A 15494-nucleotide genomic window follows, 5' to 3' on the forward strand; every position below is an offset into this window, starting at 1 on the left:
GGGAATATCCCTAAGCGGGTGGCGGAGTTGGAGAAACAAGCGGGGCAGTTTGTGTTACCCGATAGGATGGAGCGAAGTTACCCCCGCTGCGTGAAGCCAAGACCACAGAAGTACAGCGTAAAAAAATCCAATAAAAACAATGCCAGTCAGTCTTAACTGACTGGCATTAGAGCCTGGCTCCCCTCTTTTTTATGTGGCGTCACAGATACTTCTTGGCGCCCTCTCGGGCGCCTGTTATTCTCCGCGCCATCAAGGGGAGTAACTTCTTTGCCGGTCTATCGTCAATTCGATGTGCTTAGCACATCCGGTAACCGGGCGGACACGAGTCCGTAAGTGAGACCTTGCCGAAAGGCGAGGTCTATCTGCTCCAAATGCAAACCCACGCCTTTCGGACGTGGGTTTTGTCGTTTTGGAGGACTGAAAAATGGAACAAATGTGGTTGTGGGGCGGCTTCTTCGCCATCGTCCTGATCCTCTTGTGGGTGGATATTCGCTTCGTCGGGGGTGGCAAGGCGCACAAGGTTTCCCTGAAAGAGGCCGGCATCTGGTCGCTGGTGTGGTTTGCCGTGGCCATGCTGTTCAACCTTGCCATCTGGTGGTGGTATCAACGCAACGGGGGAGAGGCCGTCGCTCATCAGAAGGCGGTGGAGTTCTTCACCGGCTACCTCATCGAGAAGGCGCTGGCGGTCGATAACGTCTTCGTCTGGTTGATGCTGTTTGGCTATTTCGCCATCCCGGCCGAGCTGCAGCGCCGTGTGCTGCTCTACGGTGTGCTGGGGGCTATCGTCATGCGTGCCGGTATGGTGTTTGCCGGCAGCTGGCTTATCAGCCAGTTCCACTGGATCCTCTATCTGTTCGGGGCCTTCCTGCTGCTGACCGGTGCCAAGATGTTGTGGGCGGCGGACAAGGAGCCGGATCTCGAGAACAACGCCCTGCTCGGCTGGATGCGCCGCCGCTTCAAGGTGACCGAGACCCTGGAGGGAGAGAAGTTCTTCGTGATGCGTGACGGGGTGCGCTACGCCACGCCACTGCTGCTTATCCTGGTGCTGGTGGAGGTGAGCGATCTCATCTTCGCGGTGGACAGCATCCCGGCCATCTTCGCGGTGACGACCGATCCCTTCATCGTGCTCACCTCGAATATCTTTGCCATCATGGGGCTGCGGGCCATGTATTTCCTGCTGGCCGGCGTGGCCGAGCGCTTCGCCCTGCTCAAATATGGCCTGGCACTGATCCTGATGTTTATCGGGGTGAAGATGTTGCTGCTCGATGTCTTCAAGATCCCGACCGGCATTGCGCTGGGAGTGGTGGCCGCCATTCTGGCGCTCTCCATGGGGCTGAGCCTCTGGGTGACGCGCAAGCAGAAGACGGCCACAGCCGAGTAATGAGAAGGGCTCCCGCGGGAGCCCTTGTTGCATCAGCGCTTGATGATACGCGGATTGGTGTAGCCCCAGATGGTGTACATGTCCGCCAGGAGGGCGCCGTTGTACTCCTCGAGATCGGACTGCTTCACCTCGGCGTTGCCCTGGCGGCCAAACAGCACCACCTCGTCACCCGGTTTGACCCCCTTGATGTCGGTCACGTCCACCATGATGGTGTTCATGGATGTCTTGCCCACCACGGGGGCCTTCTGGCCATTCACCAGCACATAGGCCTTGTTGCTCAGCGCCCGGCGGTAGCCGTCGGAGTAGCCCAGCGGCAGGTTGGCGAGCCAGGAGTCGCGTGCCAGGGTGAAGGTGCGGTCATAGCCGACGCTATTTCCCTTCGGGTAGTGATTGACCGAGGCGACCCGGGTCTTGAAGGCCATCACTTTCTTGTATTCGGTGTAGGAGGGAATGGTGTCGCCATAGATGATGCCGCCCGGGCGGACCATGTCCAGATAGGCCTCGGGCACCTCCAGGGTGGTAAAGGAGTTGGCACAGTGCAGGGTCAACTTGCTGCGATCCAGACGAGCGGCCTCGATGAGCCACTGGGTGTCGAGCTGAAACTGGGCGAAGCCCATCTTCACGTCCTCTTTCTCCTCTACCGGGAAGTGGGTCATGATGCCGACCACCTGCAGCCCCTTGAGCTTCATCAGGTCGAGTGCGTCGCGCTTGGCGTCGGAGAGGCGCAGATCCAGGCCGTTGCGGCTCATGCCGGCGGAGTTGAGCCCCAGATGGTACGCAATGGTGGTGTGGTGACGCAGGGCAATCTCCGACATCAGACGGGCGCTCTCCAGGCTGCCGACCAGCTCCTCCATCTTGTAGGGGAGGGCGGCTTCCACCTCTTGCGGGGTGGCGGCGCGCACCCGCATCAGACGGCCTTCGAAGCCCTTCTCACGGGCGACGCGAGCCTCTTCGTTGCTGGCGATGCCGATGCAAGGAATGCCGGCCTTGATCACGGAGGGGACCAGCAGATCGATGCCGTGGCCGTAGGCGTCGGCCTTCATGATGGCGCAGATCTGCGGGCCCTTGTCGCCCAGGCGATCCTTCAGGGTCTGGATGTTGTGCTCGAAGGCGGCAACATCCACCTCGAGCCAGGCGTTGGCGGCGGCAAACTCCTGGCCGTTGCGATGGTCGCTGTCGAGGGGGAGGTAGGGGGCGGCCATGGTGGGGGCGGCAAGAGTGCCGAGGATCAGGCTGGCCAGCAGCGTCTTCTTGTTCATTATTGTTCCTGTTATTGTCGTTGAGGTGGATGCATCACCGGAGTCATCAAGAGGCTAGCCGAAGTGCGGGCCCTGTGTATGCCCGAGGCCAGCTCAACGCTGGGACCCCAGTGAGGAGCTAAGTGTAACTGCCTAAAAGAAAAGAGAAAATGAAGCAGATCAGGTTTTCAATAGAGGCTGTTTATCACGGTCTGGCTCGGCTTCCTCCTCCGCTGATCTTCTTGTTCAGCCTGGGTGTGATGTTCCTGTCCGGTGGCGTGGGCCGCGACCGCGGCATCCCCTGGCTGCTGCTGGTTGTCGGCCTCTTCTCGGTGGGCCTGTTGATCGCACTCTGGGCCTTGTTGGGCCTCAGGTTGCACCACACTACGCTCGACCCCATTCATCCGGAACAGAGTCGTACTCTGGTCACCACCGGGGTCTATCGCCTTAGCCGCAACCCCATGTACCTCTCTTTGCTGCTGTGGTTATTGGCCTGGGGCTGCTGGCTACAAGGGGGATGGTGGGGTGTGCTGCCGTTTTGGCTGTGGATGGACAAGGTGCAGATCCCCAGAGAGGAGCGTGCACTAGGGGCACGCTTCGGTCACGATTACCGCGACTATTGCCGCCGGGTCCGCCGCTGGTGTTAAAAGGGGAGTAAAAACAGCAGCTCGGCCAGATCCGGCTGCCACTGCCACTCCTTGAGCCGGACGCGCCCTCCCAGCACCACAACCCCCTCCTGTTGCAGTCGCCCCACCTGCTCTTCGTGTGCGGCTGAGCCGATGGGTAGCGAGATGCGGCCACTGGCCCCCACTATTCTGTGCCAGGGAAGCTCGCGTTCACTGCTTTTGAGCACCCTGCCGACCAAGCGGGCCCGCCCGGGAAGGCCGGCGAGATCGGCCACCTGCCCATAGGTGGCGACCCGACCCACCGGGATCAGGGTGATGAGGGTTTCGATGCGCTGCGCGGGTGTCATGGGGTGGCTCCGGCCAAAAGCCCATTGTGATCTGCGTTGCCGGGAGAGACAAGAGAAGGGGAGAGTATCGCCTCTCCCCCGGAGCCGCTTAGCCGAAGGTGCGGGTCAGCTCCTTGAGCTGGTTGGTGCGCCCCAGCAGGGAGGTGCTGCTTTGGGTGACCTCCTCTATCTTCAGGCTGTTGTCGTGGGAGAGAGAGGAGATTTGATTGACGTTGCGGCTGATCTCCTCGACGACGGTCTGTTGCTCCATGGCGGCGGCCGAGATCTGGGTGGAGAAGTCCGAGATCTTGTCGATCTCCTCCAGCATCCGGTGCAGATTGTCAGAGCCGGCCCGGGTGGTTGTCAGGCAGTGGGCGGTCTGCTCCAGATTGCGGTGCATCACATCGCGCCACTCGTTGAGGGTCTTCTGGATATGGCCGATGCTCTCCTGGATCTGCTCGGTGGCGCCGTGGGTCCGGGTCGAGAGGCTGCGTACCTCGTCGGCCACCACCGCAAAGCCACGCCCCTGCTCTCCGGCACGGGCCGCCTCGATGGCGGCGTTGAGGGCGAGCAGATTGGTCTGATCGGCGATGCCCTGGATCTCGCTCATCACATGGCCGATGCGGTCGGCCTCATTGGCCAGGGCGACGGCCGAGTCGAAGGCATCCTTGGCCTGAGTGGCCAGCTTGTCCATCTCTTGACCCACCTCACCCAACTGCCCATCCGTCTGTTGGCAGTGACGGCGAGCCTCGTCTATCTGGGAGCTGGTCTCCTGGATATTGCGGGTGATCTCGTTGGCGGTGCTCGCCATTTCCGTGATGGCGGTGGCTACCTGCTGGATCTGCTGGTCCTGATCCGTGATGGCCTGGCTCGCGAGTCGGGCCGAGCCGGTCAGATCATCGGCCAGTCCTTTGAGGGAGTAGGTGGCATCGTCGACGCGGCCCAAGACGGTGCGGATGCGGGCCTGCCACAACTTGATATGGAAGTCGGCGATGCTGTGAGGGGAGTTACCCGAGAAGATAAGGCGGCTGACGCTGTCATATTCTCGGCTCAGGCTCTGCAAGAAGCGTGGGATGGTGATGAGGGAGTCACGCATTAGCACAATGCCGGCCACGAGGGGCAGCAAGACCCAGAGTGCGGTGAGGGGGCCTGCCAGCCAGAAGAGGGCCCCTGCCGAGGCGGCCATGAGGCCCTTCGCCAGCCAGGGGGAGAGGGTTTTCAGCAGGCCGGCCCCACGTTTTGTCTGACGCTCCTGACGCTTGAGATCTCCATAGAGGCGGGTTGCGATCGCCTTGCTCTCGGGGGTGGTTCGGCAGCGCACCGACTGGAAGCCGCAGATAGTGCCGTTTTCATAGATGGGGGTGACATAGGCATCCACCCAGTAGTAGCGACCATCCTTGCAACGGTTCTTGACCAGCCCGCGCCAGGGCTCTCCTGCCTTGAGATGGTGCCACAGGTCGCCGAATGCGGCCTTTGGCATATCCGGGTGGCGTACCATGTTGTGGGGCTTACCGATCAACTCCTCCCGGGTGTAGCCGGCAACCCGGCAGAAGTGATCGTTGGCGTAGGTGATGATGCCGCGCAGATCCGTGGTGGATACCAACTGTTCGTCGTCGGCAAAATCCACCTCTTGATCCACCAGTGAGCTGTGTCCAATGCTCATGTTTGTCTCCCTGATTATCCCGTTTGTTGTTAAGGCCGTCGGTACCCGCTCCATGGGGTCAAACGGCTCGAGGATCAGTGTAGACAAACTGGAGAAAGTGATAGATTTGACAGTTGCTCAACCAAAAGTGTGGCCGAGCCCGGCCAGTTGCCCAGCCCGCCGCTGCAGCTCTTGCCCTGTGTCGCGTACCTCGCCGAGCTTGGCGCTGTTGAGGCTGCTGTGGTGGGAGACCTGTTGCAGCGCCTCGCACATCTGCTCGATCACGCTCTGTTGTTCGGCCGTATTGACACTGATATGACCGGCGCTGCGGTTGACCTCCGCCAGTGAATGTTGCACCTCCTCCAGGGTATCGGCCCCCTCCCGGGTGAGCTCGGCGCAGTGACGGGTCTGGGCCAGATTGGCCTGCATCAGACCCTGCCAATGGAGCAGTGTCTGCTGAATACCTTCCATGCGCTGCTGGATCTGTACGGTGGCATCCTGGCTTCGCTTGGAGAGTGCCCTCACCTCCTCAGCCACTACCGAGAAGCCGCGTCCGTGCTCCCCGGCGCGGGCGGCCTCGATAGCGGCGTTGAGGGCAAGCAGGTTGGTCTGCTCGGCAACGGCGCCGATGGCTCCCATGATGTCATCGATGCGGCGTGACTCCTCGCTCAGGCGCTGGGCCATCTGGTGTGCCTCCTGCGCTTGATCGGCCAGGGCCTCGACTGCCTGGCGTGTCTGGCGCAGGGTCTGGGTTGCCTGCTCACTGCGCCGGGTAATCCCCTCAATCTGGGTGGCGCAGTGGTGGATATGGCGTGTCACCTCGGTGGCACCACTGCCGAGCTGGTTCATGGCCGCTGCCAGTTGGCGGGTCTGATCCTCCTGTTGGCGCATCGCCTGGCTGGCCGCTTCGCTGGAGTGATCGAGCCGCTCTGCCAGTCGGTGCAGGCTGGCGGTGGCATCGTCGACGCGTCCCAGCACGGTGCGGATCCGCGCCTGCAGCATCTTGATATGAAAGTCGGCCACGGCCCCGGGTCGTTTTCCCGAGTAGATGAGGCGGGTCAGGCTGTCATATTCCCGGGCCAGATGGCGCAGGTAGCGTGGCAGGGCGAAGAGCTCGTGTCGGCAGAAGATGGCGACCAGCAGCAGAGGGAGGAGCAGATAGGGCAGGGCATCGATCCCTTCGTGAAAGGTACCCAGCGCCAGACTGGTCAGCAGCAGGAGCGGGAGTAGCCAGGGGCGAAGCCGCTGCAGTGAGAGGGGAGGACGCCGCCCATCCCGCTCCATGGCGAGCAGCAGGCGATAGCTCTGCTCGGCCTTTTGCACCAGCTCCGGTTCCGGTTTGCTGCGCACCGATTGATAGCCGACCACCTGGCCTTCCTCCATCAGGGGGGTCACATAGGCATCGACCCAGTAGTAGCGGCCATCCTTGCAGCGGTTTTTGACCACGCCACGCCAGGGCTTGCCCTGCTTGAGCTGTTGCCAGAGATCCCCGAAGGCGGCCCTGGGCATATCGGGATGGCGCACCAGATTATGGGGCTGACCGACCAGCTCCTGGGGGGCATAGCCGGCGATCTGGCAGAAGGCATCGTTGGCATAGGTGATGTTACCGGCAAGGTCCGTGGTAGAGACCAGTTGCTGACTGGCATCGAAGGTGACCTCTTGGTCGAGCAGGGGGGCGGCGCGCAGCATGAACCGATTGAGAACCATTTTGTGATGGAAATGGGGCGGGATTGTGCCAAAAGTTGTCGCAAAGTGGCATTGCATGTAGCGGCAATGTTGTCATTATTTTTGTGATTATGTGACGGCCATGACAAAAAAGGCGGCCAGAGGCCGCCAACAGGAAAGGACAACATCAGGTCCGAAGCGGGCGATAGCCAACCCCCAGTCGGTCGAGCATCTTCAACTGGCCCGGCAGCCGGGCACACAGCGCCTGCCAGGAGCGTTGTGGCATCATGCTCCAGGCCACCTCAGCCGCGGCAAGCAGGCGGGGGTAGAGCATGTAGTCCAACCGCTCCCGGGAGGTGATGTGCTCGCTCCACAGGGGGCTCAAAATGCCGAGTATGTTGTCATGGGCATGGAAATCGGTAGGTGCGGGATCGCAGCCATAGAGGGTGCGCAGATCCAGGGTGCCGGCCCAATAGAGACCCGGTTCGTCGATCTCTTCGCTCCAGGCCAGATCCAGGTAGAGGTACTGTGCCGGGGCCATGACGACCGGATAGCCTGCCGAGGCCGCCTCCAGGCCAGCCTGAAACGAGGTCCAGGCGCAGACGGTGGCCTGCTGGCTCACCTTATCCCCGTGCAGGATCTCCTCCCACCCCATCATCTGTTTCCCCTTGCCGGCCAGGTAGCGTTGGCAGTGGCGCAGCAGGTGTCCCTGTAACTCCCTGGTATCCAGATACCCTTGGTCGCGCATCAGGGCATGGCAGGCCGGGCTGTCGCGCCACACCCCTTCCGGCACCTCGTCTCCCCCCATGTGGATCCAGGGGCCGGGGAAGAGCTCGCACACCTCGTCGAGCACGGCCTCGAGGAAGGTGTAAGTGCCGGGGAGCGCCGGGTTGAGCACATTGTCCTCAAAAAACTGGACCGAGCGGTAGCGGGAGCCGTCGGCGGGCTCGGTCAGCAGCTCGGGCAGCGCCTTGATAGCCGCATGGCAGTGGCCCGGGATGTCGATCTCGGGGATCACGGTGATCCCGAGCGTCGCCGCATGGGCCACCACTTCCCGTACCTCGCTCTGGGTGTAATAACCCCCGTAAGGGCCCGGACCGCCGCTCAGTTGGGGGGGGATCGGCAGATCGTGGCCGCGCCAGGCTCCCACCTCGGTCAGGGCCGGAAAAGCTTGGATCTCCAGGCGCCACCCCTCGTCATCGGTCAGATGCCAGTGAAAGCGGTTGAACTTGTAGAGCGCCATCTGGCCGAGCAGCCGCTTGATGGTCTCTACCCCGTGGAAATGGCGGGCGCAGTCGAGAAAGAGGCCGCGAAAACCAAAGCGCGGCGCATCTTCCACCTCGATGCAGGGCAGTGACTCTCCGTGTTGCAACACCCATTGGGCCAGGCTCATCAGGCCGTGACGCCAGCCCAGGCTCGAGGCGGCGACAATGTCGATACCGGCCGGAGTGATACGCAGGCGATAAGCCTCCTCGGCCATGGGCTCGAGGCTGAGCCGGATCAGGGGGTCATGATCCTGACGCAGGGAGAGGCCGGTCTGCTCGTTGAAGGGGCGCAGCAGAGCGGTGACCGGCTCCGGGGCCGCCACATGGGCCTGTTTGGGCAGGCGAAACTCCCCGTCGAGCAGCCGCCAGTGGCGGGGGGCGGGCACCAGGCCGGCCTGCTCCTCGGCGGGATCCAGGTCCGGTATGGTGCGTGTGGTGGGAGGGAGCCTCAACTCCCGCTGGCCTATGGTCAGGGGCAACATGGCCGAGTGTGAGTCGGCGCCGCAGTAGCCGAGATAGCACCCTTGCGGCAGATCGGAGAGGCGCTGGAGGGGGGCATCCGGGCAGCAAAACTCGACGCTGAGGCTGTTCGGGGCGAGGGCGATCACCTTGTAGCTGCCCACCTGGCGCTGCAAGGTACCCCCTTGCACACTGTCTGGCGCCAGGTAGCGGGCCAGGCAGAAGTGGAGCGTGGCGTCCAGCGGAGGACGCTCGGTCAGGGTCATGCGTAGCCAGATATCGCGCCCCTCCCGGCGAATCACATCCAGATCGATCAGGGGTGCAGACATGGCAGCTCCTTGTTGTTGATAAAGAGAAGAGCCCCCTCCAGGGCATCGGCCCGGGGGGGAACCAGCAGGTCCGGGCAGCTCCGGGCGAGACGCGGGGCCATGGCCTGCCCTATGCCTCCGAGCAGGGCAATGGCGGGGGCTCCCAGCCGCTGCATGCCGCGCAGCAGGGTCGTCAGGGTGGCCAGCAACTCCTCCTCCAGCCCCTGAGCCAGTTCGTCTCCATCCCGTGCGGCTTCGATGACCCAGGGGGCAAAGCGGCCATAGTCGGCAGGAATGGCCTGGCTTGCCCAATGCACGGCCTCTACCTGATCGCGACCGAAGTGATCCATGATGCGCACCGCCAGCAGGCTGGGCGGTAATATGCCGTCGTGGCTGAGCAGGGCACTTTGCAGGGCCCGCAGGCCGAGCCAGGCACCGCTGCCGAGATCCGAGATGGGGAAGCCGCGACCCGAGCAGGTCCTGATTTCCCCCTTGTGATAGATGAGTCCCACTGAGCCGGTCCCTGCGATAAGGATGGCTCCCTCTTGGCCTCCGAAGGCGCCGAGGCAGGCACCGAAGGCATCGGAGGTGAGGCGCACCTCGGCAAAGGGGAGTGGCTCGGCCAGGAAGGCGCGGTAGCAGTGGGGCAGTTCGGCCGAGGCCAGCGCCAATCCGGCATGGAGGCGCCCGTAGTCATGCGGGCCCAGGCCCGCCTCGGCCAATGCGCCGTCGATGGCGGCCATGACAGCCCCCTTAGCGGACTCGATACCGAGTTCCAGATTGCTGCCGCTGGCTCGCCCCTCACCGAGCAGTCGTCCGGTCACATCGCGCAGGCGAGCCCGGGTGTGGGTGCCACCGCCATCGACCCCGATGAAGAGCTTACTCATGAGGCACCCCCTGCAGGGTGATCGCCAGAGCAAACCAGGCGGCGTGAGGGATCCACTGCTCACCCCAGCGCCAGTTCTGATCCAGCCGCTCCCGGTAGGGCTCGGGAATGAAGGCGATATCCGCCTCGTCGTCAAACCCTGAGGTGATACCGTTGCAGATCCCCCCGGCGGCGTTGGGCCAACCGGCGGTATAGGCCGGGTTGTTGATGCCGTGGCCGTCCAGCATGCAGGCATTGAACGGGTTGGCGCCGAGGATCCAGTCGAGCTGACGCTGGCCGTGCGCCTCGAGACGTGCCGCCAGTTGCGGCAGCAGGGGACGGGCGGCGAAGGCGAGGGCCGCGAGCGAGGCGAGCCGCGCGTTCTCCCCCTGCCACCAGTAGCCCGACTCGTTGCGATGGGGCATGAAGAAGGCGAGGCGGGCCTGCTCATCGACCCCCTTCACATACTGGCGAGCTAGGGCAAAGGGGTTGCCCGGCGCCGCACACCAGGCCAGCTCGCTCATGAGCGAGCGCTCAATGGTGCGCAGTGCCCCCTGCAGGCGCTCGTGTTCCGGCTCTATGCCGAGGTATTCGATAAGTGCCAGTGCCGGCAATCCCGCTTCCACCGCGTGGTAGTAGGGGCGCGAGCCATCGTCGTTGGCGCTCCAGTAGTGGCCCCCGTCCGGATGGGGCCGCAGGCGCCGCTCCAGCCGGGTAGCCCAGTGACGGGCCTCTCCCAGCCAGTCGCCGCCGAGGGTGCGGGTCAGCTCGACGGCGGCCAGCAGGGCGCAGTACTCGTCGATGATGTTCTCCCGCCCGTCATCGAGATAGTGGAGGTTCATCTCGCGCAGATGGCGATAGCCGAGCTCGGCTGCGGCGGCGTAGTGGGCATTGGCAAACTCCCCCGGCTCACTCTCGCGGGCGGCCCGGGCAAGGGCGGCGATGGCCATGCCGCCCCCCTGGCGAAAGCCCGCCTGCCAGTTGGTCGACTTGTGCCCCTGTTGGGTGGCGTAGGCGCACAGCTCCCGCTGCTCGGGGTCTTTGCTCCACTTGTCGAACAGGGTCATGTAGAAAAAGCCCGACTCGTGTTGCATGCGGCAGAGAAAATCGGCCCCGTGCAGCGCCTCGTCCGTGAGGCGCTTGCACAGGTGCTGACTGTCGATATCCCCTTGGCGCGCCAGCAGGGCACGGCACTTGAGCAGGGACCAGACCACCAGGGGGGTCTGCTGGGGATTCATGTAGTTGGCGTAGGAGAGGTGGCTCAAGTACTTGCTCACATCACCACTGGCGTCATACCAGCCGCCGTGCACGTCGCGGCGCTCTTCACTGCCCAGAATGCGGGCCGCGCGATCGGCGCGCTCGAAGCGGCCGCTGCAGCGCTGCCCCTTGAAGTAGTGGATAAGATCCGAGAGGCAGCGGCGGCGCAGCAACTGCTCACCGACCCGAAAGCGGGTCGAGCGGAGTATGCCGTGGCGGGTGACCGCCTCGAGGCGATACTCCCCCGGCGCGCCGAGGGCCGAGAAGTCTCCTTGCCAGAAGAAGCGTCCCTGCCACCCCGGGACGGTGCCTGCCGGCTCCAGAGGCACCTCGAGGACCACGGCGTCGTCATCGAGACGGCGCACCCGCAGGGTGCCCTCGAGAGGGGCATCGCTCGCCTTTTGCAGCAGTGCCCGTTTGAGAGCACTGCACTCATAGCCAAGCTGGTTGATCAGCAGCTCCATGGGGCCCTCACTCGAACAGATAGCAGCGTACGAAGTGGTTGTCGGCGAGTCGGGTCACCGGCGGCAGGGCCGTCCTGCAGCGCGGCTGGGCCGAGTTGCAGCGTCCGGCGAAGGGGCAGCCGCACGATTCGGGCGTCCACAGCGGGATCTCTCCCTTGCGCCCCCCCTCCAGGGCCGAGTGGATACTCTTCTCGGGGTCGGGTACCGCCGAAATAAGCAGCTGGGTATAGGGGTGTTGGGGGTGGTGCAAAATTTCGTCCACCTCGCCCCACTCCACCATGTGACCCACGTACATCACCGCCAGGTCCTCGGCTACATAGCGGGCGGTGGCGATGTCGTGAGTGATGTAGAGCATGGAGATGCCGAGCTCGTTCTTCATCTGCTCCATCAGGTTGAGGATGCCGATGCGGATGGAGACGTCGAGCATGGAGGTGGGCTCGTCGGCCAGCACCACCTCGGCCTCCACCGCCAGGTTGCGGGCGATGTTGACCCGCTGGCGCTGACCGCCGGAGAGCTGGTGGGGATACTTGGCGGCGGTCGCCTTGGCCGGGGTCAGCCCCACTTTTTCCAGCAGACCATGGACCATGTCAGGCAACTCTTTCTTGTCGACGACTTTGCTGTGGAGCAGCAGGGGGCGGGCGATGTGGTGGTAGATGGTATGGGTGGGGTTGAGCGAACCGAACGGGTCCTGCCACACCATCTGCACGCTCTGGCGGTAGTCGAGCAGGGCGGTGCCCTTGTTGAACTCTTCCAGATCGCGTCCCCGGTAGAGGATGCGGCCGCTGCTCGCCTTGTACATCTTGGCAATGATCTTGGCCACCGTGCTCTTGCCCGAGCCCGATTCGCCCACCACCGCCAGAGCCCGCCCCTTGGAGAGGGTGAAGCTGATGTCGGAAAGCGCCCGCATCTTGTCGCTCTTCAGGGCGTTGGAGTTGATGGGGAAGTCCTTGTAGAGGTGCTGCACCTCGATGATGGCTTCCTGTCTGTGTGCAATCGTCATGGCTTACATCCTCAAGCGCCAGCGGCCCGACTGAAGTGAATGATCTGATCCTCTGCCTGGGGGTGGAGGTGGCAGGCGGCGAGCTGTCCCGGCCGCACCTCGTGCAGGGCCGTGTACTCCTGCTTGCAGCGGTCGTGTACCCGGTTGCAGCGCGCCTGGAAACGGCAGCCGACCGGCACCTCCAGCAGGTTGAGCGGGGTCCCCGGGATCCCCTCCAGCACGGTTTTCGGGCCATGCAGGGGAGGGAAGGAGTTACCCAGCCCCCGGGTGTAGGGGTGCAGCGGCGCAGTCAGGATCGCCTTGGCCGGGGCCACCTCCACCAGCTCGCCGGCGTACATGATGCCGATGCGATCGCAAAACTCGACCATGAGCGAGAGATCGTGAGTGATGAAGAGGATAGAGAAGTTGAACTTCTCTTTGAGCGCATAGACCTTCTGCAGGATCTCCCGCTGCACCACCACGTCCAGGGCCGTGGTCGGCTCGTCCATGACAAGCAGCTCGGGGTTGAGGGCGAGCGCGATGGCGATCACCAGGCGCTGGCGCATGCCGCCGGAGAACTGGTGCGGATAGTCGAGCAGCCGGCTCGGGTGGATGTCGACGATCTCGAGCAGCTCCTGGGCACGCTTGATGGCCTCATAGCGGGTCATTCCCGGGTTGTGGGCCAGCAGCACGTCGCAGAACTGTTCCTCCATACGCAGCACCGGGTTGAGCGCGTTCATGGCGGACTGGAACACCACCGACACCTGTTGCCAGCGGTAGTCGCGCAGGCGGCGCTCGCCGTAGTGCAGTATGTCTTCCCCCTTGAACAGGATCTGGCCACCACTGATGTAGGCGGGCGGCTTGTGCAGCCGGGCTACCGAGAAGGCGACGGTGGACTTGCCGCAGCCCGACTCGCCGGCGAGGCCGAAGATTTCGCCGCGCTGGATATCAAAGCTGACCGAGTTGACGGCGCGCACGTCGCCGCTCTCTGTGATGTAGTCGACGCAGAGGTTTCGCACCGACAGCAGGGGTTGGGGGCTCATGCGGTCTTCTCCTCGGTCAGGACTGGGGTGGGGGCAGCCAGCTTCTTCCAGCGGGCCAGCCCCTTGTGAGAGCGCAGCTGCGGGTTGGCTATCTCGTCGATGGCGAAGTTGAGCAGGGCAAGGCCGGCACCGAGCGTTGCAATGGCGAAGCAGGGGGCCAGGATCTCCCACCAGGCGCCGACCAGGATGGCGCTCGAGGTCTGGGCGTTGTAGAGCATGATGCCCCAGCTCACCACAGTGGGGTCACCCAGGCCCAGGAACTCCAGGGTCGCCTCGGTGACGATGGCGTAGATGATGGAGCCGATGAAGCTCACCCCTATGATGGAGATGAGATTGGGCAGGATCTCTACCAGTATGATGCGCCAGGCCGGCTCGCCCAGCACCTCGGCGGCGATGACGAACTCCTTCTCGCGCAGGGCCAGGGTCTGGGCGCGGATGACGCGCGCCCCATAGGCCCAGGAGGTGAGCCCTATGATGAGGGCGATGACCCAGGGGGAGGCCTCCCCGATAAAGCTGGCGAGCACCAGTAGCAGGGGGAGGTTGGGGATCACCAGCACCACGTTCATCAGGAAGGTGAGGCACTCGTCCACCAGACCGCCGAAGTAGCCGGCGGTGATGCCGATGGCGACGGCGAGAGCACACACCAACAGGCCGGCGCTAAAACCCACCATGAGCGAGATGCGGGCACCGTTGGTGAACTGGGCCCAGATATCGTGCCCCATGCGGGTGCTGCCCATCACATGCTCGGCGCTGGGGGGCTGGTGGGGGCGGGCGACTCGCTTGGTGGGCTCATGGGTGGCGAGCAGCGGGGCGAACAGAGCCATCAGCACGAAGGTGAGAACGATGATGAGGCCGCAGGTCGCCTTCTTGTTGCCGAGCAGGATCTTGACGATGGCAGGCATACGCATCTTATTTGCCTCCTTTGCGCAGACGCGGATCGAGGAAGACGTAGAGCACGTCGGCGAGGAAGTTAAAGGTCAGCATGGTGATGGTCATGATGAGCAGTTGCCCCTGGATGAGGGGGTAGTCGCGCGCCAGGATCCCCTGATAGAGGGTGAGGCCCAGGCCGGGGTAGTTGAACACCACCTCGGTGATGAGGGAGCCGCCGATGACGTAGCCGAGTGCCATGGAGAGGGCGGTGACGCTCGGCAAGATGGCGTTGCGCGCCCCGTAGTTGAAGATGACCCGGGTGGTGGAGAGCCCCTTGGCCTTGGCCATGGTGATGTAGTCCTCACCGAGCAGGTTGATCATGTTGTTGCGCATGGTGATGAGAAAACCGCCTATCTGCACCAGCGCCAGGGTCCCCACCGGCATGATGGCGTGGGTCAGGACGCTCTTGATGTGCTCCCATCCCCAGTCGGCCGGGATCTCCGGGCTGTAGGCGTAGCCGATAGGCAGCCACTCCAGGCTTACCCCGAACAGGAAGAGGGCCATCAGGGAGACCACCACGGGGGGGATCGCCTGCATCACCAGGGTGAGTGGGGAGAGCACGCTGTCCATGCGACCGCCCCGATACCAGGCGGCGAAGATGCCGATGACAGAGCCGATGGCAAAGCTCAGCACGGTGGAGGTACCGACCAGAAACAGGGTCCAGCCCAGGGCGCGGCCCAATACGTCGGCTACCGGCTGCGGGTAGAAGCGCACCGAGGTACCAAGGTCCCAGGTGAAGACGCTCTTCACATAAGTCAGAAACTGGGTGCCGATGGGGCCATCCACGAAGCCGAAGGTGGCCTTGAGGGCCTCGAGAGCGGCAGGCTCCATCATGGCGCCGGCGCGGGCAAACATGACCGAGACAGGATCGCCGGGCATGGCGCGAGGCAGCAGAAAGTTGATGATGGCGGCCACCAGGAAGGCGACCAGGTAGAAGGAGAAACGTCTTAGTACGAAGCCCATGATGACACCTTTTTACAACCGATCCCCTGGCGGCCGGCAACAGCAACCCAACCCATGGGGATGGGGAGAGGCCGGAGAGGGGA

13 protein-coding genes and 1 pseudogene are annotated in these 15494 nt (G+C 63.6%); 3 read left to right on the forward strand and 11 right to left on the reverse strand.

The genetic code is table 11. The annotated features are described in order from the left end of the window. Positions 1-156 (forward strand): annotated as a pseudogene (locus tag AB5Y48_RS13760) (IS4 family transposase); the annotation flags it as partial. A 268-nt stretch (positions 157-424) separates the two neighbouring features. Continuing rightward, on the forward strand, positions 425-1381 hold the full coding sequence (locus AB5Y48_RS13765) for a TerC family protein (RefSeq protein WP_050667029.1): 957 nt from the start codon (positions 425-427) through the stop codon (positions 1379-1381). A 32-nt stretch (positions 1382-1413) separates the two neighbouring features. Here the strand turns inward: AB5Y48_RS13765 and alr are convergent, their stop codons facing one another. Then, positions 1414-2640, reverse strand: a complete 1227-nt coding sequence (gene alr, locus AB5Y48_RS13770) for an alanine racemase (RefSeq protein WP_368164836.1) — start codon at positions 2638-2640, stop codon at positions 1414-1416. 149 nt (positions 2641-2789) lie between these two features. Between alr and AB5Y48_RS13775 the strand changes: the two genes are divergently transcribed. Further along, positions 2790-3266: an isoprenylcysteine carboxylmethyltransferase family protein gene (locus AB5Y48_RS13775; protein ID WP_368164837.1), complete on the forward strand. Its 477-nt coding sequence runs from the start codon at positions 2790-2792 to the stop codon at positions 3264-3266. Here the strand turns inward: AB5Y48_RS13775 and AB5Y48_RS13780 are convergent. From AB5Y48_RS13780 to AB5Y48_RS13825, 10 genes are all read right to left on the reverse strand, one after another. Continuing rightward, positions 3263-3592: an MGMT family protein gene (locus tag AB5Y48_RS13780; RefSeq protein WP_050667032.1), complete on the reverse strand. Its 330-nt coding sequence runs from the start codon at positions 3590-3592 to the stop codon at positions 3263-3265. The genes AB5Y48_RS13775 and AB5Y48_RS13780 overlap by 4 nt on opposite strands. An 88-nt stretch (positions 3593-3680) precedes the next feature. Beyond that, positions 3681-5234 (reverse strand): methyl-accepting chemotaxis protein, encoded by a 1554-nt coding sequence (locus tag AB5Y48_RS13785; protein ID WP_368164839.1) that lies wholly within the window; start codon positions 5232-5234, stop codon positions 3681-3683. A gap of 117 nt (positions 5235-5351) precedes the next feature. Next, positions 5352-6902: a methyl-accepting chemotaxis protein gene (locus AB5Y48_RS13790; RefSeq protein WP_050667034.1), complete on the reverse strand. Its 1551-nt coding sequence runs from the start codon at positions 6900-6902 to the stop codon at positions 5352-5354. 163 nt (positions 6903-7065) lie between these two features. After that, positions 7066-8931: a beta-N-acetylhexosaminidase gene (locus tag AB5Y48_RS13795; protein ID WP_368164841.1), complete on the reverse strand. Its 1866-nt coding sequence runs from the start codon at positions 8929-8931 to the stop codon at positions 7066-7068. Further along, positions 8916-9797, reverse strand: a complete 882-nt coding sequence (locus AB5Y48_RS13800) for a BadF/BadG/BcrA/BcrD ATPase family protein (RefSeq protein WP_136613143.1) — start codon at positions 9795-9797, stop codon at positions 8916-8918. Before AB5Y48_RS13800 ends, AB5Y48_RS13795 begins: the two co-directional genes overlap by 16 nt. Continuing rightward, the gene (locus tag AB5Y48_RS13805) at positions 9790-11496 is read right to left on the reverse strand and encodes a glycoside hydrolase family 9 protein (RefSeq protein ID WP_368164844.1); all 1707 of its coding nucleotides are present in this window, start codon (positions 11494-11496) and stop codon (positions 9790-9792) included. Before AB5Y48_RS13805 ends, AB5Y48_RS13800 begins: the two co-directional genes overlap by 8 nt. Before the next feature lie 7 nt (positions 11497-11503). Continuing rightward, complete coding sequence (locus AB5Y48_RS13810) at positions 11504-12496, reverse strand: ABC transporter ATP-binding protein (RefSeq protein ID WP_050667038.1); 993 nt, start codon at positions 12494-12496, stop codon at positions 11504-11506. Positions 12497-12507: 11 nt separating this feature from the next. Next, a complete protein-coding gene (locus AB5Y48_RS13815) occupies positions 12508-13518 on the reverse strand; it encodes an ABC transporter ATP-binding protein (RefSeq protein WP_136613145.1) in 1011 nt (336 codons plus the stop codon). Beyond that, a complete protein-coding gene (locus AB5Y48_RS13820; protein WP_136613146.1) occupies positions 13515-14426 on the reverse strand; it encodes an ABC transporter permease in 912 nt (303 codons plus the stop codon). Before AB5Y48_RS13820 ends, AB5Y48_RS13815 begins: the two co-directional genes overlap by 4 nt. A 1-nt stretch (position 14427) precedes the next feature. Further along, positions 14428-15411 carry an ABC transporter permease gene (locus AB5Y48_RS13825; protein ID WP_050667041.1) on the reverse strand — a complete coding sequence of 328 codons (984 nt, stop codon included), beginning with the start codon at positions 15409-15411 and terminating at the stop codon, positions 14428-14430. Positions 15412-15494 lie beyond the last annotated feature (83 nt).

Source organism: Aeromonas sp. R6-2 (assembly GCF_040908155.1).
In the GTDB taxonomy this organism is placed as follows: Bacteria; Pseudomonadota; Gammaproteobacteria; order Enterobacterales; family Aeromonadaceae; genus Aeromonas; species Aeromonas schubertii.